This is a genomic window from Nocardiopsis sp. TSRI0078, assembly GCF_001905145.1.
Lineage (GTDB): Bacteria > Actinomycetota > Actinomycetes > Streptosporangiales > Streptosporangiaceae > Nocardiopsis.
The window spans coordinates 144,196-164,828 of the sequence record NZ_LWLB01000033.1; the positions used below are offsets into that span (position 1 = coordinate 144,196).

The 20,633-nt window shown below is 73.8% G+C and carries 17 protein-coding genes; 8 read left to right on the forward strand and 9 right to left on the reverse strand.

Annotation, left to right across the window (positions count from 1 at the left end):
• Nucleotides 1-71 precede the first annotated feature (71 nt).
• The gene (locus tag A6A08_RS19890) at nt 72-434 is read left to right on the forward strand and encodes a helix-turn-helix domain-containing protein (RefSeq protein WP_073704135.1); all 363 of its coding nucleotides are present in this window, start codon (nt 72-74) and stop codon (nt 432-434) included.
• Nucleotides 435-461: 27 nt separating this feature from the next.
• On the opposite strand, the gene rsgA is transcribed toward A6A08_RS19890, so the two are convergent.
• Both rsgA and aroA read right to left on the reverse strand, forming a co-directional pair.
• Nucleotides 462-1,463, reverse strand: a complete 1,002-nt coding sequence (rsgA, locus tag A6A08_RS19895) for a ribosome small subunit-dependent GTPase A (protein ID WP_073704136.1) — start codon at nt 1,461-1,463, stop codon at nt 462-464.
• Nucleotides 1,460-2,782 (reverse strand): 3-phosphoshikimate 1-carboxyvinyltransferase, encoded by a 1,323-nt coding sequence (gene aroA, locus A6A08_RS19900; RefSeq protein WP_073704137.1) that lies wholly within the window; start codon nt 2,780-2,782, stop codon nt 1,460-1,462. The genes rsgA and aroA overlap by 4 nt, the downstream gene beginning before the upstream one ends.
• Before the next feature lie 155 nt (nt 2,783-2,937).
• Between aroA and A6A08_RS19905 the strand changes: the two genes are divergently transcribed.
• On the forward strand, nt 2,938-4,122 hold the full coding sequence (locus A6A08_RS19905; protein WP_073704138.1) for a cysteine desulfurase family protein: 1,185 nt from the start codon (nt 2,938-2,940) through the stop codon (nt 4,120-4,122).
• A gap of 28 nt (nt 4,123-4,150) precedes the next feature.
• Here A6A08_RS19905 and A6A08_RS19910 read toward each other — a convergent pair whose 3' ends face one another.
• Nucleotides 4,151-4,843: a peptidylprolyl isomerase gene (locus A6A08_RS19910; RefSeq protein WP_073704139.1), complete on the reverse strand. Its 693-nt coding sequence runs from the start codon at nt 4,841-4,843 to the stop codon at nt 4,151-4,153.
• 219 nt (nt 4,844-5,062) lie between these two features.
• The gene (locus A6A08_RS19915; RefSeq protein WP_073704140.1) at nt 5,063-5,470 is read right to left on the reverse strand and encodes a PLDc N-terminal domain-containing protein; all 408 of its coding nucleotides are present in this window, start codon (nt 5,468-5,470) and stop codon (nt 5,063-5,065) included.
• A gap of 262 nt (nt 5,471-5,732) precedes the next feature.
• Here A6A08_RS19915 and A6A08_RS19920 point away from each other — a divergent pair, with 262 nt between their 5' ends.
• Complete coding sequence (locus tag A6A08_RS19920) at nt 5,733-6,551, forward strand: helix-turn-helix transcriptional regulator (protein WP_073704141.1); 819 nt, start codon at nt 5,733-5,735, stop codon at nt 6,549-6,551.
• Between the two features lie 79 nt (nt 6,552-6,630).
• Nucleotides 6,631-7,845, forward strand: a complete 1,215-nt coding sequence (locus tag A6A08_RS19925) for an amidohydrolase (RefSeq protein WP_073704142.1) — start codon at nt 6,631-6,633, stop codon at nt 7,843-7,845.
• 185 nt (nt 7,846-8,030) lie between these two features.
• On the opposite strand, the gene A6A08_RS19930 is transcribed toward A6A08_RS19925, so the two are convergent.
• A complete protein-coding gene (locus A6A08_RS19930) occupies nt 8,031-8,846 on the reverse strand; it encodes a TIGR03089 family protein (protein ID WP_073704389.1) in 816 nt (271 codons plus the stop codon).
• A 261-nt stretch (nt 8,847-9,107) separates the two neighbouring features.
• Here A6A08_RS19930 and A6A08_RS19935 point away from each other — a divergent pair, with 261 nt between their 5' ends.
• Genes A6A08_RS19935 through A6A08_RS19945 form a run of 3 tightly spaced genes read left to right on the forward strand, consistent with a single transcriptional unit; the run spans nt 9,108 to nt 13,253 of the window.
• Nucleotides 9,108-11,156: a hypothetical protein gene (locus A6A08_RS19935; RefSeq protein WP_073704143.1), complete on the forward strand. Its 2,049-nt coding sequence runs from the start codon at nt 9,108-9,110 to the stop codon at nt 11,154-11,156.
• Between the two features lie 49 nt (nt 11,157-11,205).
• A complete protein-coding gene (locus tag A6A08_RS19940) occupies nt 11,206-12,141 on the forward strand; it encodes a glycosyltransferase family 2 protein (RefSeq protein WP_073704144.1) in 936 nt (311 codons plus the stop codon).
• Nucleotides 12,138-13,253 (forward strand): glycosyltransferase family 4 protein, encoded by a 1,116-nt coding sequence (locus A6A08_RS19945; RefSeq protein WP_242422741.1) that lies wholly within the window; start codon nt 12,138-12,140, stop codon nt 13,251-13,253. The genes A6A08_RS19940 and A6A08_RS19945 overlap by 4 nt, the downstream gene beginning before the upstream one ends.
• 123 nt (nt 13,254-13,376) lie before the next feature.
• Here the strand turns inward: A6A08_RS19945 and A6A08_RS19950 are convergent, their stop codons facing one another.
• The 3 genes from A6A08_RS19950 to A6A08_RS19960 all read right to left on the reverse strand — a co-directional run bounded on the left by A6A08_RS19950 (nt 13,377) and on the right by A6A08_RS19960 (nt 16,239).
• Nucleotides 13,377-14,465 carry a CU044_5270 family protein gene (locus A6A08_RS19950; RefSeq protein WP_073704146.1) on the reverse strand — a complete coding sequence of 363 codons (1,089 nt, stop codon included), beginning with the start codon at nt 14,463-14,465 and terminating at the stop codon, nt 13,377-13,379.
• The gene (locus tag A6A08_RS19955) at nt 14,462-15,067 is read right to left on the reverse strand and encodes an RNA polymerase sigma factor (protein WP_073704147.1); all 606 of its coding nucleotides are present in this window, start codon (nt 15,065-15,067) and stop codon (nt 14,462-14,464) included. Before A6A08_RS19955 ends, A6A08_RS19950 begins: the two co-directional genes overlap by 4 nt.
• Nucleotides 15,068-15,282: 215 nt before the next feature.
• Nucleotides 15,283-16,239, reverse strand: a complete 957-nt coding sequence (locus A6A08_RS19960) for a lysylphosphatidylglycerol synthase domain-containing protein (RefSeq protein ID WP_073704148.1) — start codon at nt 16,237-16,239, stop codon at nt 15,283-15,285.
• 142 nt (nt 16,240-16,381) lie between these two features.
• Between A6A08_RS19960 and A6A08_RS19965 the strand changes: the two genes are divergently transcribed.
• On the forward strand, nt 16,382-19,009 hold the full coding sequence (locus tag A6A08_RS19965) for a bifunctional FO biosynthesis protein CofGH (protein ID WP_073704149.1): 2,628 nt from the start codon (nt 16,382-16,384) through the stop codon (nt 19,007-19,009).
• A gap of 164 nt (nt 19,010-19,173) precedes the next feature.
• Here A6A08_RS19965 and A6A08_RS19970 read toward each other — a convergent pair whose 3' ends face one another.
• A complete protein-coding gene (locus tag A6A08_RS19970; RefSeq protein ID WP_073704150.1) occupies nt 19,174-20,445 on the reverse strand; it encodes a glycosyl hydrolase family 18 protein in 1,272 nt (423 codons plus the stop codon).
• Nucleotides 20,446-20,633: the final 188 nt, after the last annotated feature.

Below are 20,633 nucleotides of genomic sequence, written 5' to 3' on the forward strand. Positions count from 1 at the left end.
AGCACGGACAAGTACGCACCTCGAAGTGGGTGCCCACTTCGGGGTGAGTGTGCAGGTGGGAGGGGGCGGCGATGGCCACCGCGCGAAGGCCCGGCGCGTACCACTGCGGTATCGACGCGGCGATGGACGTGATCGGCGGCAGGTGGAAGGTGCTGATCCTGTGGGCGCTGGAGGAGGGGCCGCGCCGCTTCGGCGCGCTGCGCCGGACGCTCGACGGCGTCACGGAGAAGGTCCTGGCCTCCCACCTGCGCGAGATGGAGGAGGACGGGATCGTGCGCCGGGAGGACTTCGGCGAGGTGCCGCCCCGGGTGGAGTACTCGCTGACCCCGCTCGGCAGGTCCCTGAACGAGGCCCTGGGCCCGCTCGGCGACTGGGGGCGGGCGCACGTCATCGGTACCGCCGCCCCGGCCCCCGGGCGTCCCACGGCCGGCTGAGGCCCGAGGCCCCGCACACCGTCGGCCTCACACCTCGTCGGTCTCGCCCTCGCGGCTGACGAGCAGGCGGCGCAGCGACGCCACCCGGTCCGGGTCCAGAGCCCCGCGCTCCAGGGCGGCCTGGACCGCGCAGTCGGGTGCGTCGGGCTGGTGGGAGCACCCGGGCGGGCAGTCCTCCGCGGCCTCGGCCAGGTCCGCGAAGCCCTCGACGATGTCCTCCGGGGCGATGTGCGCCAGGCCGAAGCTGCGCACGCCCGGGGTGTCGATCAGCCAACCGCCCTCGAACGGCAGCGCCGCGGCCGACGTGGAGGTGTGGCGGCCGCGGCCGGTGACCGCGTTGACGTGGCCCACGGCCCGGTCGGTGCCCGGGACGAGTCGGTTGACCAGGGTGGACTTGCCCACGCCGGAGGAGCCGACGAACACGGTGGTGCGGCCCTCCAGGCGTGCGTGCAGGCCGGTGAGCCCGCTCTCGGGGGCGAGCACCTCGTAGGGCACGCCCAGGGGCTCGTACACGCGCAGCAGCTCGTCCGGGCCGGCAAGGTCGGCCTTGGTCAGGCACAGGAGCGGGTCGAGCCCCGCGTCGTAGGCGGCGACCAGGCAGCGGTCCACGAAGCGGGGCTGCGGGGCGGGGTCGGCCAGGGCGCACACGATCGCCAGCTGGTCGGCGTTGGCGACGATCACCCGCTCGACCGGGTCGGTGTCGTCGGCCGTGCGCCGCAGTACGGACTCGCGCTCCCTGACCCGCACGATCCTGGCCAGGGTGTCGGGCCTGCCGGACAGGTCGCCGACCAGGTCGACGCGGTCGCCGACGACGATGGAACCCCGGCCGAGTTCGCGGGCCTTCATCGCCACGACGGGGACGCCGTCCACCAGGCAGCGGTACCGGCCCCGGTCGACCGCGGTGACCATGCCCTCCACGGCGTTCTCGTGCTTGGGTCGGTTGCGGGTGCGCGGCCGGGAACCGCCCCGGGCGCGCACGCGGATGTCGTCCTCGTCCAGATGGCGCCCTCCGCCCCGCGTGCGGCTCATGCCAGGGCCTCCGCCCACAGGCCCGGGAAGTCGGGCAGGGTCTTGCGCGTGGTGGCGATGTTCTCCACCTCCACACCGGGCACCGCGAGCCCGATCACCGCGCCGGAGGTGGCCATCCGGTGGTCGTCGTAGGAGTGGAACACCCCGCCGTGCAGCGGCCGCGGACGGATGACCAGGCCGTCGGGCAGTTCCTCGGCGTCGCCGCCCAGCCGGTTGATCTCGGCGGCCAGCGCGGCGATGCGGTCGGTCTCGTGGCGGCGCAGGTGCGCGATGCCGGTCAGCCGGGAGGGGGTCGAGGCCAGCGCGGCCACGGCGGCGATGGTGGGGGTCAGCTCGCCCACGTCGCGCAGGTCGGCGTCGATGCCCAGGATCCGGCCGGTGCCGCGCAGGGTGAGCCCCTCGGGGGAGAGCGACACCTCGCCGCCCATGCGGGTGAACAGCGGACGCAGCGCGTCGCCGGGCTGGGTGGTGTGCTCCGGCCAGCCCCCGACGGTCATCTCGCCCCCGCTGACCAGTGCGGCGGCGAGGAAGGGTGCGGCGTTGGACAGGTCGGGCTCCACGGTGATGTCGGTCGCCTTGACCGGTCCGGGCCCGACCCTCCAGGAGTTCTCGGCCGTGGACACGGCGACCCCGACCGAGCGCAGCATCTCCACGGTCATGTCCAGGTGCGGCTGCGAGGGCACGGGCGGGCCGGAGTGGCGCACGTGCACGCCCTCGGTGAAGCGTGCGCCGCTCAGGAGCAGGGCGGACACGAACTGGGAGGAGCCGGACGCGTCCAGGGTCACCTCGCCGCCGCGTACGGCGCCGGTGCCGTGGATGGTCATGGGCAGGGCTCCGCGGCCGCCGTCGTCGATGTCGGCGCCCAGCGCGCGCAGGGCGTCCAGGAGCTCGCCCACCGGCCGCTCGCGGGCACGCGGGTCGCCGTCGAAGCCGACGGTTCCGGAGGCCAGGGCGGCCAGGGGCGGCACGAACCGCATCACCGTGCCCGCGTTGCCGACGTCGACCGAGGCCGGGCCGCGCAGCGGAGCGGGGGTGACCGCCAGGTCCCCGCCCGAGTCCCCCGCCGGGGCGACCCCCACGCCCAGGGCGCGCAGGGCGCCGGCCATCAGCTCGCTGTCCCGGCTGACCAGGGGGCGGCGCACCAGGCAGGGGGTCTCCGACAGCGCGGCCAGGATCAGCGCGCGGTTGGTCATCGACTTGGACCCCGGCAGGGAGATCCGGGCGCGCACCGGACGCCCGGCCGTGGGCGCTGGCCAGTGGCCGCCGGGGGAGGCGGGGTCGGCGGGCTGGACGGGCTGCGAGGACGCGGAGTCAGGCATGACACAAGGTTATCGGGATCGGGGCGGGCGGAGGAGGACGGCCTCGCGCCTGCGGCCGGCACCGCCGGCTCCCCGCCGCGCCGGCGGCGCCGGCCGCACGACGTCGGGGGTACGGGGCCGCGGGCGAACCGGGACGGACGTATCCTTGGTGGGCCATGGTGTATCTGGATCACGCTGCAACGACCGAGGTCCGCCCCGAGGTCGTCGCCGACGTCGCGGCCGAGCTCGGCGCCCTCGGCAATCCCTCGTCCCTGCACGGCCACGGGCGCGCCGCCCGGCGCACGGTCGAGGAGGCGCGCGAGCGCGTCGCCGGGGCGCTCGGCTCCACACCGCACGAGGTGGTCTTCACCGGCGGCGGTACCGAGTCGAACAACATCGCCCTCAAGGGCCTGTACTGGGCGCGCAACGCCGGGGACGCGGAGCCGCGCAGGCCGCGGATCCTCACCAGCGCCGTCGAGCACCACGCCGCCCTCGACCCCGCCCACTGGATGGCCGAGCACCAGGGCGCGACGCACGAGAAGCTGCCCGTGGACGCGCTGGGCCGCGTGAGCCCGTCCTCGCTGCGGGAGGCGATCGAGAGCGGCCCCGGCCCCGACTCGGTCGCGCTCGTGTCGGTCATGTGGGCCAACAACGAGGTGGGCACGGTGCAGCCGGTGGCCGAGCTGGCCGCCGTCGCCGCCGAGTACGGCATCCCCTTCCACACCGACGCCGTGCAGGCCGTGGGCGTGGAGCCGGTCGACTTCGCCGCGAGCGGGGTGAGCGCCCTGACGGTCACCGGCCACAAGCTCGGCGGGCCGGTGGGCGCGGGGGCGCTGCTGGTCGAGCGCGGCCTGAACCCGGTACCGGTCCTGCACGGAGGCGGGCAGGAGCGCGACATCCGTTCGGGAACCCTGTCCGCGCCGCTGCTGCGGGGGCTGGCCACGGCCGTCCACCTGGCGGTCGCCGAGCGCGAGGAACACGCCAAGCACCTGGCGGACCTGCGCGACGAGCTGGAGGAGCGGGTCCTGGCCGCGGTCCCCGACACGGTCGTCAACGGCGACCCCGGGCACAGGCTTCCGGGGATCTCCCACCTGTCCTTCCCCGGCTGCGAGGGCGACGCGCTGCTGATGCTGCTCGACGCCAGGGGCATCTCGTGCTCGACCGGTTCGGCCTGTTCGGCCGGGGTGGCCCAGCCCAGTCACGTGCTGCTGGAGATGGGGGCCGACCCCGACACGGCGCTGAGCAGCCTGCGCCTGTCCCTGGGACGCACCTCCACCAGGGAGGACGTCGCGGCGCTGGCCGAGGCGATCGGCCCGGCCGTGGAGCGCGCCCGGACCGCGCGCGCCAAGCGCCGCCGCTGACGGCGGGAGCCCGCGGTCCCGGCGGCGGTCACTCCGCGCGGTGGACGGTGACCGACTCCAGGACCACGTCCTCCACCGGGCGGTCGCTCGCGTCGGTCTCCACGCCGGCGATGCCGTTCACCACGTCCATGGACTCCTCGTCCGCGACGTGCCCGAAGATCGTGTGCATGCCGTTCAGGTGCGGGGTCGGGGCGACCGTGATGAAGAACTGCGAGCCGTTGGTGTCCGGGCCGCTGTTGGCCATGGCCAGCACACCCGGCTCGTCGAACTCGCGGCCGGACCCGACCTCGTCCTCGAAGGTGTAGCCCGGGCCGCCCCGGCCGGTGCCCCGGGGGTCCCCGCCCTGGATCATGAACTCGTCGATCACCCGGTGGAACACGGTGCCGTCGTAGAACGCGGCCTCGCCCGTCTCCGGGTTGGGCACGCCCTCGCCCTCGGCCAGGCCCACGAAGTTGGCCACCGTGAGGGGGGCGTCCTCGGGGAACAGCTCCACCTCGACGTCGCCCTCGCTGGTGTGCAGGGTGGCGCCCTCGACGCCGCTGACGTCCACGTCGGCCGGGCCGCCGGTCCCCTCGCTCGGCTCGGAGCCGCCGGTCCGCTCCGAGCCGGTACCGCCGCCGTCGGAGGCGTCCTGGGCGTCTGCGCCGTTGGAGCACGCGGAGGTGGCGAACAGGGCGGTGCAGGCCAGCAGGGCCGTCACCGGGAGGGTCAGACGCTTCATCGGTTCACTTCCGAAAGAGGAGGTTCGCAGCGGGGCGGCACACAGCGTACTCGGCCGGGCCGGGTGACACCGCCGCGGGGTCGCGTTCCGTCATTGTGCGGACACAGTGTGCTCCGCTCGCCGGATCACCCCGTGTCCGGACCTCTTCGGACCCCGCCGGACCCCGCCGGACCCCGCCGGACCCCGCCGGACCCCGCCGGACCGCGCCCGGCCCGGGGCTCAGGCGGAGTCCCCGGCCGCCTCGCCGTCGTCCCGTGCCCCGCCCTCCCGCCGCCTGCGCTCCTGCGCCTCCCGGGCGCGCCGCCTCTGTTCCTCCGCGCGCTCGCGGCAGCGGCGGAGGAACTCCTCGTCCTCCTCGGGGGTGGCGGCGCGGGCACGGTTCGGGTGGTCGTACTCGGGAAAGGCCGGGGGAGGGCCGTCGGGGGCGGCCACCGCCGGATCGCGGTGCGGGCGGCCCAGGGCGAACCACAGCAGTGCCCCGAGCTTGGGCAGGAGCAGGACGACCACGGTCCAGGCGGGTTTGGGCAGCAGCCGTACGGAGCCGGCGTCCGAGCCGATCACGTCGAACAGGGCGTACACCCAGACGCAGATCGCCAGCACGGTGAGCAGGAGGAGGAAGTGGGCCACGGGGGACCGTCCAATCGGGGATCGGGGCGCCGTTCTCGGGCATGATGGGAACCGGGCGCCGGGGGACCGGCCGGCCGTGCCGGGCTCCTGACGGCGTCGCCGGCCCTTCCGGGACGGTCAATGAACTACCACGGATCGCCGTGCCCGTCCCGTCGCTTGACCGGCGGCCCGGCACGGTAGAGGGTCGTAGGAACGGCGGCGGGGCCGGTGGCACCGGCCCGAAGGTGTGCCGGTCCGGTCCCGTCGGGCGACGGAGGAGGTTATGGGAGTGAACACTGCACTGCCGTCCGCGATGTGGCTCCCCTTCGCCGCGCAGGTACTGCGCGCGCGTTCCGACAGAGGGCTCTCGCGCGCCGAACTCGCCGCGACGGTGGGGGTGACCGACGACAAGCTCCGCGAGGTGGAGAGTGCCCACTGCAGGCCGGCACGGTCGCTGGTCGAGCGGGTGGACACGGCCCTGGGCGCCGACCACGAGCTGGTCGACGCGTGGGCGATCACCCTCCAGGCCGAGGCCTTCCCCAACGAGTTCGGCGACCAGCGCGAGCTGGGCGTCCACGCCACCCACCTGTGGGAGCACCAGCCCATGGCGGTCCCGGTGTTCCTGCGCACCCGGGAGTACTCGCGCGCGGTCCTGCGTCCGCGCCACCCCGACCTGTCCCCGGACATGGTCGAGGCGATGGTGGAGGAGGAGATGGCCCACCGGGCGGCGATGACCGGGCCTGAGGGGCCCGTGCTGCGGGTGGTCCTCAACGAGTCGGCGCTGCAGCGCCCCCAGGGCGGCGCCGACGTGCTCAACGCCCAGCGCGGCTTCCTCTCCGACCTGATCGAGGCGGGCATCGTCACCATGGGCGTGATCCCCGAGCAGACCTCGCACCACCCGGGGCTGGGTGGCGCCTTCCGGATGATGGACTTCGCCGACCGGCCCAGCATGGTCTACGCGTTCGCGGCCGAGGGCGGCGACCTGACCGCCGACCCCGAGCAGGTGGGCCGCTGCACCATGGTGCGCGAGGCCATCGAGAACGCCACGGTGGAGCTCACGCCGCAGTCGGAGCTGCTGACCGCGCGCTGGCCAGCGGGCTGAGGACCCGGCCCGTGCCGGGCGGGCCCGCGCACCGGCCCGCCCTTGGGGAGACACCCGATGATGGGCTAGGTTGCCCGCCATGGATATCGCGATCACATCCGGATACGTCGTGCCCGTCGACGGGGACCCCATCGACGGCGGCACCGTCCTCATCACCGACGGCAGGATCACCGCCGTCGGCGCGGACGCCGACGTCACGGTTCCCGAGGGCGCCACCGTCGTCGACGCCTCCGGCAGGTGGGTGCTCCCCGGCTTCGTGGAGGCCCACGGCCACATCGGCATCGACGAGGAGGGCATCGGCTGGGCCGGTGACGACACCAACGAGATGACCGACCCCAACGGCGCCCGCATGCGCGCGCTGGACGCCATCAACCCGGCCGACCGCGGCTTCGCCGACGCCCTCTCCGGGGGTGTCACCAGCTCCGTCGTCAAACCCGGCTCGGGCAATCCCATCGGCGGCCAGACCGTGGCCATCAAGTGCTGGGGCCGCAGCATGGAGGACAGGCTGGTCAGGCACCCGGCCAGCGTCAAGAGCGCCCTGGGCGAGAACCCCAAGCGGGTGTACGGCAACAAGGACAAGCTCCCCTCCACCCGCCAGGGCGTGGCCGCGGTCATCCGCGACGCCTTCACCCGGGCCCAGGACTACAAGGCCAAGCGCGAGCACGCGTCGGCCGAGGGCACCCCCTTCGACCGGGACAACACCCTGGAGGTGCTGGTCAGGGTCCTGGACGGCGAACTCCCCTGGTGCCAGCACACGCACCGCGCCGACGACATCCACACCGCGATGCGCCTGGCGGACGAGTTCGGCTACCGGCTGGTCATCAACCACTGCACCGAGGGCCACCTGCTGGCCGACGAGATCGCCGAGCGCGGTATCCCCGTCATCACCGGCCCGCTCATGACCAGCCGGTCCAAGGTGGAGGTGAACAACAAGACCCTCGCCAACCCGGGCATCCTCGACAGGGCGGGCGTCAAGGTCGCCCTGACCACCGACCACCCGGTCGTCCCGATCGAGTTCCTGGTCCACCAGGCCACCCTGTGCGTCAAGGAGGGCATGGACCCCGCGTCCGCGATCCGCGCGCTCACGGTCAACCCCGCCGAGATCATGGGCATCTCCGACCGGGTCGGCTCCCTCAAACCGGGCCTGGACGGCGACGTGGTCGTGTGGTCGGGCGACCCGCTGGACGTGATGAGCCGTGCCCTGCGCGTGTTCGTCGAGGGCCGCGAGGTCTACACCTACGACGAGGAGAGCCGCGAGCGCACCGTGCTCGACGCCTACTACCGGGAAGGCTAGGGGGAACTTCCGGAGTGTTCCGGTCCCGCCGTCGGACCGCGGTCCGACGGCGGGACCGGAAACGTTGCGGGTGTGGAGCGGGAGGTTGATCTCGTACCTGTGGCGGGTCCGGGCGCCCAAACCCGCCACAGGTACAAGATCAACGCCGGTCGGGACCGGCCCGGCGCACCTTCGCGGTCACCGCACTAGGTCAGCTCCACGGTCCGGAAGGGGAACCCGTCCGGGAACGGCGGTCCGCCCGGTCCGCGGACCGCCACGGTGACCTTCTCCATGCCGGCCCTCCTCAGCGACTCCTCCGGACCCGCGGACTCCAGGGGCGTCAGGACGACGGGGGACCCCGCGGCGACCGGGGCCAGCAGCAGCTCCACGCCCTCGCCGAGCACGGTCATCGGTGCGTCGGGCTCGGCGAACAGGCCCACACGGTCCTCGGCGGTCAGCTTCCACCGGTCCGCCAGGTGACGCGCGCCCGCGGCCAGGGCGGCGCCGGTCCGGGGGCCGTGGCCGTCCAGCGCGGGCGCCTCCGGGTCGATCGGATACGGCGAGAAGTGGTCCCCGTACCCGCGCACCTCCACCGAGTAGTCGAGCACCATGGGCGGTACCTCGGCCAACGGCAGGCCGAGCGGGTGCAGGGAGGTGCCCACGACCTCGTCCGCGCCGCTGTCCAGGGCGGCCTCCAGGCGGTCGGCGCCGGCCACCGCGACCTGCGCCCCCTCGGGCGGGTCCGCGTCCGGTCGGACGAACTCCGCCACGGCGCCCACCGACCAGCACGAGAGCAGCCACACCAGCGACTGCCAGTGCACCGGCAGGGCGATCACGACGCGGTCGCCGGGCTGCGCGCCGAGCCCGTCCACCAGCATGTTCGAGGTCTTGGACACCCAGTTGTCGAAGGTGGTGCGGGACAGCTCCACCCGGCCGCCCGAGGCGTCGTAGGAGGTCACGAACGGTCGGGACGGGTCGGCGGACACCAGGGCGCGCCACAGCTGCGCGGGAGTTTCGGACATGACCGCCACTCTAGGACGTGCCCGCCGGACGCGCGCGGGAGGCCGCCGCGCCGACGGCTCCCCGCGGCCCGGCGGTGACCTGGCCGGGGCCGTAAGGCAACGCAACGGTGACGTCGCCCGGACCCCGTGCGCGCCACCGGGTGCTGACCAGCGCACACGCCTCCCGCGGCGGTCCGGACCGGGGGTTCGAAGACGCCCCGCGGAGCGTTCGGGGACACCACGGTGTGTGCGGCGGGTTCCGGGAACTGCCACAGTTACCTCATGCGCTTGCCTCCCGGACGATTCCTCGCCCGTGTCACCGCGCTCCCCGCGATCGCCCTCTCGGCCTGGCTCCTGGTGGCCTTCCCCCTCCTGGCCCTGGGCTCCTTCACCCCGCTGGCGGCCGCCGTCCTCGGGGCGCCCGCCGTGGTGGCGGCCTGCGCGCTCGTACCCCGGCTGGTCCCGGACCCGCCGGAGGAGGAGAACGTGCCCTGGTGGCCGGTCGTCCTCGTCCTGGTGATCGCGGTCGCCTTCGCCGCCGTGCAGGTCGCCTACCACGCCGAGGCCCTGGTCATCCGCCGCGACCCGGCCTCCTACGCCATGTACACCGCGTGGATCGCCGAGAACGGCTCTCTGCCCATCCCGCAGCAGCGGGAGCTCATCGCGGGCGACGACCCCTCGCTCAGCTACCAGAGCCTGGCCCACTACGAGCGCGGCGACGTCATCTGGCCCCAGTTCATGGCCGGGGCACCGCTGGTGACCTCCATCGGCTACTGGCTGGGCGGGCTCGACGGGATGCTCGTGACCACCCCGGTCCTGGGCGCGCTGGGCGTGCTCACCTTCGCGGGGCTCACCGCACGCCTGGTCGGGGCCCGCTGGGCGCCGCCGGCGGCCCTGGTCCTGGCCGTGTGTCTGCCCCAGCAGTGGGTCAGCCGCTTCACCTACAGCGAGCCCCTCACCCAGGTCCTCCTGCTCGGCGGACTGGTCCTGGCCCACGACGCGCTCGTACGGCGCACGCGCATCACCGACCGCTGGTCGTCCGCCCACACGCTGGCCGCCGCGGCCGGACTGGCGTTCGGCCTGGGGCTGGTGGTGCGCATCGACGCGATCCGCGACCTGCTGCCCGTGGTCGGGTTCGTCGGACTGCTGCTGCTCGCCCGGCGCGGACAGGCGCTGCCGCTCCTGGGCGGACTGGCCGTCGGCGCCGGCCTCGGCCTGTACGCCGGATACGGGCTGTCCCTGCCCTATCTGGAGTACCTGTCCGACTCCCTCGACCCCCTGCTGCTGATCAGCGCCGCCGTCATCGCGGTCACGGTCGTGGCCACCGCGGCCCTGTGGCGCCACGGGATCCCGCACGTGGAGCGCGTCCGGTGGCTGCCGGACGTGGTCGCCGCGCTCGTGCTGCTCACCATGGTGCTGCTCGCCGTCCGCCCCCTGCTGTGGCCCGACTACGGGCACGGCAGCGACTTCACCAACGGCTGGGTCGCCTACGTCCAGCAGCGCGAGGGCCTGCCCGTCGAGGGCAGCCGCACCTACTACGACATGAGCCTGTACTGGGTGGGCTGGTACGTGGGCCTGGCCACCGTCCTGTTCGCCTCCCTCGGCGTCGCCCTCGTACTGCGCCGCCTCTTCCAGCGGCGCGACCCCCAGTGGCTGCTGCCCGCCATGCTGCTGGTGTGGACGGTGACCACCACCCTGCTGCGCCCCGCCATCACCCCCGACCACCCCTGGGCCAGCAGACGGCTGATCGCGCTGGTCATCCCGGCGTTCATCCTGTTCGCCGTCTGGTTCCTGGCCTGGCTCACCCGCTACTGCGCGGTCGCCTCCCACCCCGACCGGCACACCGCCCCGGCCCGCGCGTTCCCGGCCGTGGTCGCCGCCGTCACCACGGTGGCACTGGTCGTGCCGACCGTCGCCACCGCATCCGGGATCATGGGCTACAGACAGGACATCGGCAGCGTCGACGCGACGCACCGGCTCTGCGGCGCGCTGCCCGAGGACGCCTCGGTGGTCGTGGTCGACTCCGACATGGCCGGGAACTACATGCCGCTGCTGCGCAACGTCTGCGGCGTGCCCACCGCGGCCATGAACGAACCGACCCCGCAGGACGTGGACCGCGTCGTCTCCGAGATCCACGAGCGCGACCGGGACGCCGTGCTCGCCGCGTCGGACTGGGAGCGGCTCGAACAGCTGACCGACGGCGGGGCGGAGCCCGAGCGGCCCTTCCACGTCGTCGCACGGATGGATCCGAGTACCCTCATGGAACCGCCCACCGGTTCCTGGACCTTCATGGGAAGCGTGTGGGTGTCCGTCCTCCCCGACGGGGGATGAGCCGCTCCCCCCGCCCTTCCCGCCCGACCGCACCCCGCTGAGAAGAACCATGAGCGACACACGCGACGACGTCCCCCGGCAGCACGAGCAGGACCCGCCGGTCCGCGTCACCATCGTGCTGCCCTGCTACAACGAGGAGGCCCACGTCGTCGACGAGGTCAAACGGATCTGCTCCGCCATGGACGGGTCCGGGTACGGCTACGAGCTGCTCGCGGTGGACGACGCCTCCACGGACGGCACCCTGGCCCGGCTGCGCGACGTGGAGGCCCTCTACCCGCACATGCGCGTCATCGCCTTCGGGCACAACGGCGGATCGGGCACCGTCCGCCGGATCGGCAGCCAGCGGGCGCGCGGCGAGTTCGTCGTGTGGACCGACGCCGACATGAGCTACCCCAACGAGCGCATCCCCGAACTGGTCGCCATGCTCGACGCCGACCCCGGGACCGACCAGGTCGTGGGGGCGCGGAGCCAGGAGATGGGCAGCCACAAGGCGCTGCGGGTGCCCGCCAAGTGGGTCATCCGCAAGATCGCCGAAGGCCTCACCAACACGCGCATCCCCGACCTCAACTCCGGACTGCGCGTGTTCCGCCGCGACATCGCCCGTCCCTACCTGCGACTGCTGCCGCCCGGGTTCTCCTGCGTCACCACCATCACACTGGCCTTCCTGTCCAACCAGCACCCCGTCAAGTACGTGCCCATCGAGTACGCCAAGCGGGCGGGCAGGTCCAAGTTCCACTTCGTCAGCGACGCCTACCGGTACATCCTCCAGGTGCTGCGCATGGTGATGTACTTCAACCCGCTCAAGGTGATGATGCCGCCCGCCCTGGCACTGCTCGGCCTCGGCGCGGCCAAGTTCGTCTTCGACCAGGTGCGCCACCCGCTGTACGTCCCCAACAACACCGTCATGATCCTCATGACCGGACTGATCATCGCCGCGATCGGGCTGCTGGCCGACCTGATCGTGCGCTCCCGGGAGAGCGCGTGAGGGCTGTGCCCCGGGTCGCCCTGGTGGGGCCCGCCCACCCGTACAAGGGCGGTGGCGCCCGGCACACCACCGAACTGGCGCACCGGCTGCGGGCGCTCGGCCACCCGACGACCGTGGAGTCCTGGCGGGCCCAGTACCCGGCCGCCCTCTACCCGGGGCGGCAGACCATCGACGCCCCCGAGGGGGAGCCCTACCCCGGCACCCGCCACGGGCTGGCCTGGTACCGGCCGGACGGGTGGTGGCGCACCGGGCGGCGCCTGGCCCGCGACGCCGACCTGGTGGTGCTCACCCTCTTCTCCCCCGTCCAGGTGCCCGCCTACCTCGGCATCCTCGCGGGGGTGCGCTCCCGGCGGGGCGCGGGGGCGCGGGTGGTGGCGCTGTGCCACAACGTGCTGCCGCACGAGCGGCGGGCCGTGGACGTGTCCCTCGTGCGCTCCCTGCTGCGCCGGGTGGACGCGGTGGTCACGCACTCGCCCGAGCAGGCCCGCATCGCCGAGGGGCTGAGGGGGCCAGGCCGCGGGGGCGTGGCGGTCGCCGAGATGCCCCCGCACCTGCCCGAGACCGGCGGCGCCCCCGCGCTGCCGCCGGGCGAGCGGCGGCACCTGCTGTTCCTGGGCATCGTCCGCCCCTACAAGGGGGTCGACCTGCTGCTGAGGGCCCTGGCCGACGGCGCGCCCGACGACGTGGCGCTCACCGTGGCCGGGGAGTTCTGGGGCGGCACCGAAGAGCTGGAGGCGCTGGCCGGGGAACTGGGGATCGCCGACCGGGTGCGGCTGCGGGACGGGTACGTGCCCGCCGGCGAGCTGCCGGAGCTGTTCGCGTCGGCCGACGCCGTGGTGCTGCCGTACCGGACCGCCACCGCCACCCAGAACGTGTGGCTGGCGCACGAGCACGGGCTGCCGGTCGTGGCCACCCGGGCCGGGACCCTCGCCGACCACGTGCGCGAGGGCGTCGACGGGGTGCTGTGCGAGCCGGGAGACTCCGCCGACCTGGCCCGGGCGCTGGGAGCGTTCTACGCGCCCGGCGAGCCCGAGCGGCTGCGCGCCGGGGTCCGCCCGGTGGACGCCGAACCGTACTGGCGGGCCTACACCGGGCGGCTGCTCGGGGCCTGAGGCCGCCCCGCGGGGGAGGACGCGGGGCGGCTGGTCCGGTTTCCGCACCGGCCCGGAGCGATCGGCTGGGGCCGAGGGGGAGAGGGGGCAGCCGGTGGACCCGGGGTCCGGGACCGATCCAGGTCACTGGGGCCGCTCGTCGGTCCAGCCCATGGACTCGTAGAGGTCGTACCGGACCACGTCGCCGGGTCTGTTCCAGTCGGCGTTTGCCTCTGCGGGCTCGACCACGACCAGCTCGGTGGACAGCAGCATCCCCGTCTGCGGGTCGAAGAGGATGCGCTGCTCGTACCCTCCCAGCGGAGATGCGTCGACATCGTAGGCCACACCGACCGCCGGACGTCCGGAGACGTCGGTCACGCCCTCCACGGTGCGGACACCGGCCGCACGCGTGAGCAGGGTGTACACGCCCGCGCGGACCTCGGGCGGAAGCGGGTATTCCAGAACCGGCCTGAGGAGCATGGCCTCGTTCCGGGGCCCGTCAGGGCTCTCCTGGTCCAGCAGCAGCTCCGCCAGTTCCTCCGGGTCCGAGGGCAGCGCCTGGACTTGTCCGAGCGTCAGCACACGTGTGCCGAAGGCGTACTCCGCGGGCTGGTCCTCGTAGGGAGACCCGAGGTCCGACATGTCCTCGGGGACCGCCTCCTCCCCAGTGTCGGGATCGTAGGGCCATCGGGTGGGGCTCCCGTCGCGCTCCCAGGAGTCCCGGTCGTCCTCCCGCAGGAGCGACCAGTCCGTGGACACCGCCCGGCTCGTGATGGTGCCCTCCTCCATGACCGTCCACGTCTCCCAGGTCCGGAGCCCGTAGATCCCGTAGCGGTCCTCCGCGTCGCCCACGCCCCGAGCGTCGCCCTGTACGAGGTGCGTGTACCAGGTCCCGCCGTCGACGTTCTGGGACCGGGCGGCCTCGATGACCGGTTCCATGACCTCCATCACGTCGTCGGTGCTCCCGGAGCCGTCGGAGGACTCGGGAGCAGGCCCCACGGAGACCGTGTCCGGCTCCGTGACGTCGACCGGGCCCAGGACCAGGAAGGCGAACACGGCCGCGGCCGCCAGCACGGCGGCGCCGGACAGGGCCAGGGGGAGCAGGGACACCGGGCGGGCCCGGGACACGGGGCGTTCGCCGTCCGGACGCCAGCCCGTGCGCATGGCCAGTTCCTCGGGTCCGGGTTCGGGGACGTCCGCCCTCATCCGGCGCAGGTGGTCGAGCTCGTTCACCGGTGGTCCTCCTTCGCGGGCGTGGCGGTGGCGGCGAGCGCGGCGCGCACGCGTTTGCGGGCGCGGTGCAGCCGGGAGCGCACGGTGCCCACCGGGATGCCGAGCACCAGGGCGGTCTCCTCGTAGGTCAGCTCTCCCCAGGCGACCAGCAGCAGGGCGTCCCGATCGCCCCTGGAGAGCCGGGCCAGGGCGGAGGCCAGGCTGCCGGACAGCGACGTGGCGTCCACGCGCTCGGCCGCGCGGTCGGCGAAGCTCTCCAGGACGGGGTCCACCCCGGTCCGGGCCAGGGCCCGGTAGTGGCGCGTCTCCGCCCGGTGGTGGCGGCGCACCAGGTTGGCGGCGATCCGCCACAGCCAGGGGCGGGCGTCGGGCCGGGAGGGGTCGTAGCGGTGGCGCTTGCGGAAGGCGATGTGGAAGGTCTCGGCCACCACGTCGTCGGCGTCCGGTCCGCCCAGCCGCCGGGCGGCGTAGCGGTGCAGTGCGGGCGCGTGGCGGCGGAAGATCTCGCCGAACCGCGTCGGCTCCTCCAGTGACCGCTGGATGACGGCCGCGTCGGGTTCCGGGCCGCCGGGCACGGCGGCCCGCGAGGCGGCAGGGGGCATGGGGGATCCAATCGCGTCGGGTCGGGGCGGGGGTGGTCTCACACCCGTACTAGCCCGATCCCCGCGAAAGGGTTCGCGGGCTGTCCGGCCTCGCGTGTGTGATGGTCGGCACACTTCCCACGGGGCGGGTGCGTAAGGGGCGGCGGCCGCCGGGGACCGAGGGCCGGAGTCCGCTCCCGCGCCGGGCGCGCCCCGCCGCCCCGGACGGCGGCGGATCAGGCGGGCGGCGCGTCCACGGTCTCCGGCGGTCGGGGGGCACGCCCCGACAGCAGCACCGACAGTCCCGCCCAGCCCACGTCCGCGGCCGTCATCACGAGCCGTGACAGCATCGCCACCACCAGCGCCGCGCCGGCGTCCACCACCGGTGACAGCGCCACGACCAGCACCGCCTCGCGCACTCCCAGGCCCGCCGGGGCGAACACCACCAGCAGCCCCAGCGTCCACGCCAGCGCGTACGCGCCCACCGCCGGGCCGACCGACCGCAGCGCGTCTCCGCCCGCGGCCCAGGTCAGCACCCACACGTGCAGTCCCAGGGGCGCCCACGCCACCAGGGTCCACCCCACGGCGGCGGCCACGGCCCGGCCCCGCACGTCCAGGGGACCGGCCTCGGCGACCTCGCGGAACCGGGCGAACGGGCGGGCCGCCAGCCGGATCCCCCAGCCCAGCACACGCGGGTGCAGCGCGGCGAGCAGCAGAGGGGCCAGAGCGAGGGCCCACCACCAGCGGCGGGCGGCCTCCGCCGACGACAGCGGCAGCGCCGCCGCCGCGACCGCCAGGCTCACCGCGACCGTCACCGCCACCGCGAGCAGGGTCGCCGCCGCGCCCCGGGACCTGGGCACCCTCCAGTCGCGGGCCAGCTCCACCTGGGCGACGAACGCCCACACCGAGCCCGGCAGATACTTGCCGAGCTGGCCCACGAACATGACGCGGGCCGCCACCCGGTAGGGCAGCGGTGACCCCATTCCGGCCAGCAGCGCGCGCCAGGCGAGCATCTGGGCGGTCAGCCCCGCCATGCCCGCGAGCACCGCCGCGGGCAGCACCCACAGGGGCAGCGACGCCGCGGCCTCTCCGGCCTGCTCCCAGTTCGCGTGCAGGGCCAGCCCCGCGCACGCGCACACCACCAGGAACAGCGCCGCCCGCACCCACGGGTCGCCGCGCAGCCGACTCAGCACGTTGCCTCCCTCCGTACGTGCCGACCCTACGCCGCGCGCGCCACCTCCCCGTTCCCCGCGCGCGGCTCCGCTCCCCCGGCGTTCCCGCGCTGACCGGTGGTGCGTCCGCAGGTGGGAAAGGCAGGGGCGTAGGGTGCGCTCTATGAGTGGTGTGAACGACCCGGCCCCCGGCCCCTCCCCGACCCCGTCCGCCATGCGCAGGGCGCTGGCCCGCGCCAGGGACGGCAAGACCCTCGACGTCACCGAGGCCGAGGTGCTCCTGCACGCCCGGGGCGAGGACCTGGAGGCCCTCCTCGAACACGCCGGAAGGGTGCGCGACGCCGGACTGGAGGCCGCGGGCCGCCCCGGTGTCGTCACCTACAGCCGCAAGGTGTTCGTCCCCCTGACCCGCCTGTGCCGCGACCGCTGCCACTACTGCACGTTCGCCACGGTGCCCGGCCGCCTCGAGGCGCCGTTCCTGTCGCCCGACGAGGTGCTGGAGATCGCCCGGCAGGGTGCCGCCATGGGCTGCAAGGAGGCCCTGTTCACCCTCGGCGACCGGCCGGAGGACCGCTGGAAGCAGGCCGCCGAGTGGCTCAACGCCCACGGCTACGACGACACCCTGTCCTACGTGCGGGCCATGGCCATCATGGTGCTGGAGGAGACCGGCCTCCTCCCGCACCTCAACCCGGGCGTGCTGGGATGGGCCGACTTCCAGCGGCTCAAGCCCGTCTCCCCGTCCATGGGGATGATGCTGGAGACCACCTCCACCCGGCTGTTCACGGAGAGGGGCCAGGCCCACTACGGCAGCCCCGACAAGGACCCGGCGGTGCGGCTGCGCGTGCTGGAGGACGCAGGCCGCTCCAGCGTCCCCTTCACCACCGGCATCCTCCTCGGCATCGGCGAGAACACCAGCGAACGGGCCGAGTCGATCTTCGCGATGCGCGGGGCCGCCCGCCGCTACGGCGGCATCCAGGAGGTCATCGTGCAGAACTTCCGGGCCAAGCCCGAGACCGCGATGATGCACCGGCCCGACGCCGAGCGCGAGGAGATGGCCGCCGCCATCGCCGTCACCCGCCTTGTCATGGGGCCCAGGGCGCACGTGCAGGCACCGCCCAACCTGATCGGCGCCGAGCACGGCGGTGCGGACGAGTACGGGCTGATGCTCCGCGCGGGCATCGACGACTGGGGCGGCGTCTCCCCGCTGACCCCCGACCACGTCAACCCCGAGCGGCCCTGGCCGCAGATCGACGACCTGGCCGAGCGCACCGCCGCCCACGGCTTCACGCTGCGCGAGCGGCTCACCGTCTACCCCGAGTACGTCAGGGCCGGGGAGCCGTGGCTGGACCCGCGCGTGGCCGGGCACGTGGCCGCGCTCGCCGACCCCGAGACCGGCATGGCCCGCGAGGACGCTCCGGTGGTGGGCCGCCCCTGGCAGGAGCCCGAGGCGGTGCTGGTCTCCTCCGGCCGCACGGAACTGCACACGGAGATCGACACCGAGGGCCGCACCGGCGACCGCCGCGGGGACTTCGACGCCGTCTACGGCGACTGGGACGAGCTGCGCTCCGGCGTGGACCGCGAGGGGGCCGTGCCGCGCAGGTTCGACCCCGACATCGCCGCCGCGTTGCGCAGCGCCGAGTCCGACCCCGCGGGGCTGTCCGACGACGAGGCGCTCGCGCTGCTGCACGCCGACGGAGCCGAACTGGAGGCGCTGACCTCCCTGGCCGACCGGGTGCGCCGGGACGCGGTGGGCGACGACGTCACCTACGTGGTGACCAGGAACATCAACTTCACCAACGTCTGCTACACCGGGTGCCGGTTCTGCGCGTTCGCCCAGCGGCGCACCGACGCCGACGCCTACACGCTCTCCCTGGAGCAGGTGGCCGACCGCGCCGAGGAGGCGTGGAGGGCCGGGGCGACCGAGGTGTGCATGCAGGGCGGCATCCACCCTGACCTGCCCGGCACCGCCTACTTCGACATCGCCTCCGCCGTGCGCGACCGCGTCCCGGACATGCACGTCCACGCGTTCAGCCCGATGGAGGTGGTCAACGGGGCGTCGCGCACGAACCTGCCGGTCCGCGAGTGGCTGACCCGTGCCCGCGAGGCCGGGCTGGGCTCGATCCCGGGGACCGCGGCGGAGATCCTCGACGACGAGGTCCGCTGGATCCTCACCAAGGGCAAGCTGCCCGCCAGGGAGTGGATCGACGTGATCACCTCCGCGCACGACCTGGGCATCCCCACCACGTCCACGATGATGTACGGGCACGTGGACTCGCCGAGGCACTGGGTGGCGCACATCAAGCTGCTGCGCTCCCTGCAGGAGCGGTCGGTGGAGCGCAACGGCCGCCGCGGGTTCACCGAGTTCGTGCTGCTGCCGTTCGTGCACACCAACGCGCCCATCTACCTGGCCGGGCTGGCCCGCACCGGGCCGACCGTGCGGGAGAACCGGGCGGTGCACGCCCTGGCCCGCCTGCTGCTGCACGGGCACATCGACAACATCCAGTGCTCGTGGGTCAAGCTCGCCGAGGACACCTGCCGCCAGCTGCTCGCGGGAGGGGTGAACGACGTGGGCGGAACCCTCATGGAGGAGACCATCAGCCGGATGGCCGGGTCGGGGCAGGGCTCGTTCAAGACCATCAGCGACATCCGCGCCCTGGTCGGCCCGACGGGCCGACCCGTCCGCCAGCGCACCACCGCCTACGGGCCGGTGCCCGAGGAGCGTCAGCGCGCCGCCGAGGCCAGCGACGGCGTGGCGCCCAGCGTCCTGCGGCCCACCCTGCCCGTGGTCTGACGCGCCGGGTCCGGGACGCGAGGCGAAGGGGCGAAGCGCCGGGGGACGGCGCTTCGCCCCTTCCTTCGGGGGCGGCGGCCCGTCGCCGAGGGGAGTGTGCGACGGGCCGCCGGGGAGCCGCGTGTAGCGGGAGAGGGACGGGGGTCCCTCCACGCGGCTTCGGGTCAGCAGGTGCCGACGAGCCTCCAGACGCCCCACTCGCCGGTCGTCCCGGGCTCCTCGCCCCGGGTCCACCACTGGGCGCGGTACTCCGAGCCCCCGTGGGAGACCACGTCGCCGCTGGTGTAGACGGTGTCGGAGGACCACGCCGGGGAGGTGCAGTCGCCGGGCTCGTCAGTGGGCTCGTCGGTCGGTTCGTCGGTCGGCTCGTCCGTGGGGCCGCCGTCGCCCGGGCCGCCGGCGAGGCGGGCCGAGATCGTGTCGGCGAAGGCGTAGCCGCTGGTGGCGTCCCAGTTGATGGACCAGGTCATCACGCCGCCGATGGGACCGTACGGGGTGTCCGGCGAGAAGGATCCGCAGTTGGTCCCCGCCTCCAGGCAGTCCAGGGCCCGGACGACCTGGCTGGGCGCCATGTAGCCGCCTCCGGCGGCCGACTGCACGGCGGGCAGGCCGAGGCCCACCTGGTCCGGGCTCAGTCCCATCTCCAGCTGGATGCAGGCCAGCGCGGCGACGAAGTCGGGGGTGCCCTGGGAGTACACCTGGTCGTCGCACCCCAGCATCGAGCCGGAGTTGTAGTACTGCATGTTCACGATGGTGAGGATGTCGGAGATGTTCGACGCCAGCTTGTAGTACTCACGGTTCGGGCTCTGGAAGTCGATGGTCTGCGGCGCCATCGTGATGATCAGGTCCGAGCCGGCCCGGCCGCTCAGGTCGTGCAGCGCGTCGGACATGTACTGGGCGTTGATGCCGTGCTCCAGGTCGATGTCGACCCCGTCGAAACCGTACTCCTGCATCAGCGCGTACGTGGTGTCGGCGAAGTTGCGCGCCTGGGTCGCGTTGGTGACGTCCACGTGCCCGAGCTCGCCGCCCACGGAGATGATCACCTTGCGGCCCTCGGCCTGGACGGCGGCGACGTCGTCGCGGAACTGCTGGTCGGTGTAGCCGCCCAGCTCCTCACTGGCGAGGTCGAACGTGATCCCGCCGTCGAGGGTGGGGTGGTTCTCGGCGAAGGCGACGGCCACCAGGTTGTACTCGGAGGGGATCTCGGACAGCGGCATCACGGTGGAGCCGTTGTCGAAGTTGTGCCAGTATCCGGTGAGCCACTGGCCGGTCTGCTGCGCCTGGAGGGACTCGCTGTCGGACACGGTCTCCACCTCGGCGGGGGCGGGGGAGAGCTGGCCGAAGCCGGCGAGGAGCCCCGCGGTCAGGAGGGCGAAGGCACCGGTCAGCGCGGCCTTCGCACCTCGGGGGGTGGTCCTGCGGCGGTGTTCGAGCATCAGGGGGTGCTCCTTTCGTCGAGCGGGGGAGACGAAGGGGCTCTGGGAGCCATGTAATTGTTAAGAAACCTTAAAGTTGTCCCGAAGCCGCGTCAACGGAAACCGGAAATAAAGTTTGTAGTTTTTCTCCGGGACTCAGTACCGTTCACGAGGCTCAGAAACCCCGCCAGTACCCGGTTTCGGACCGG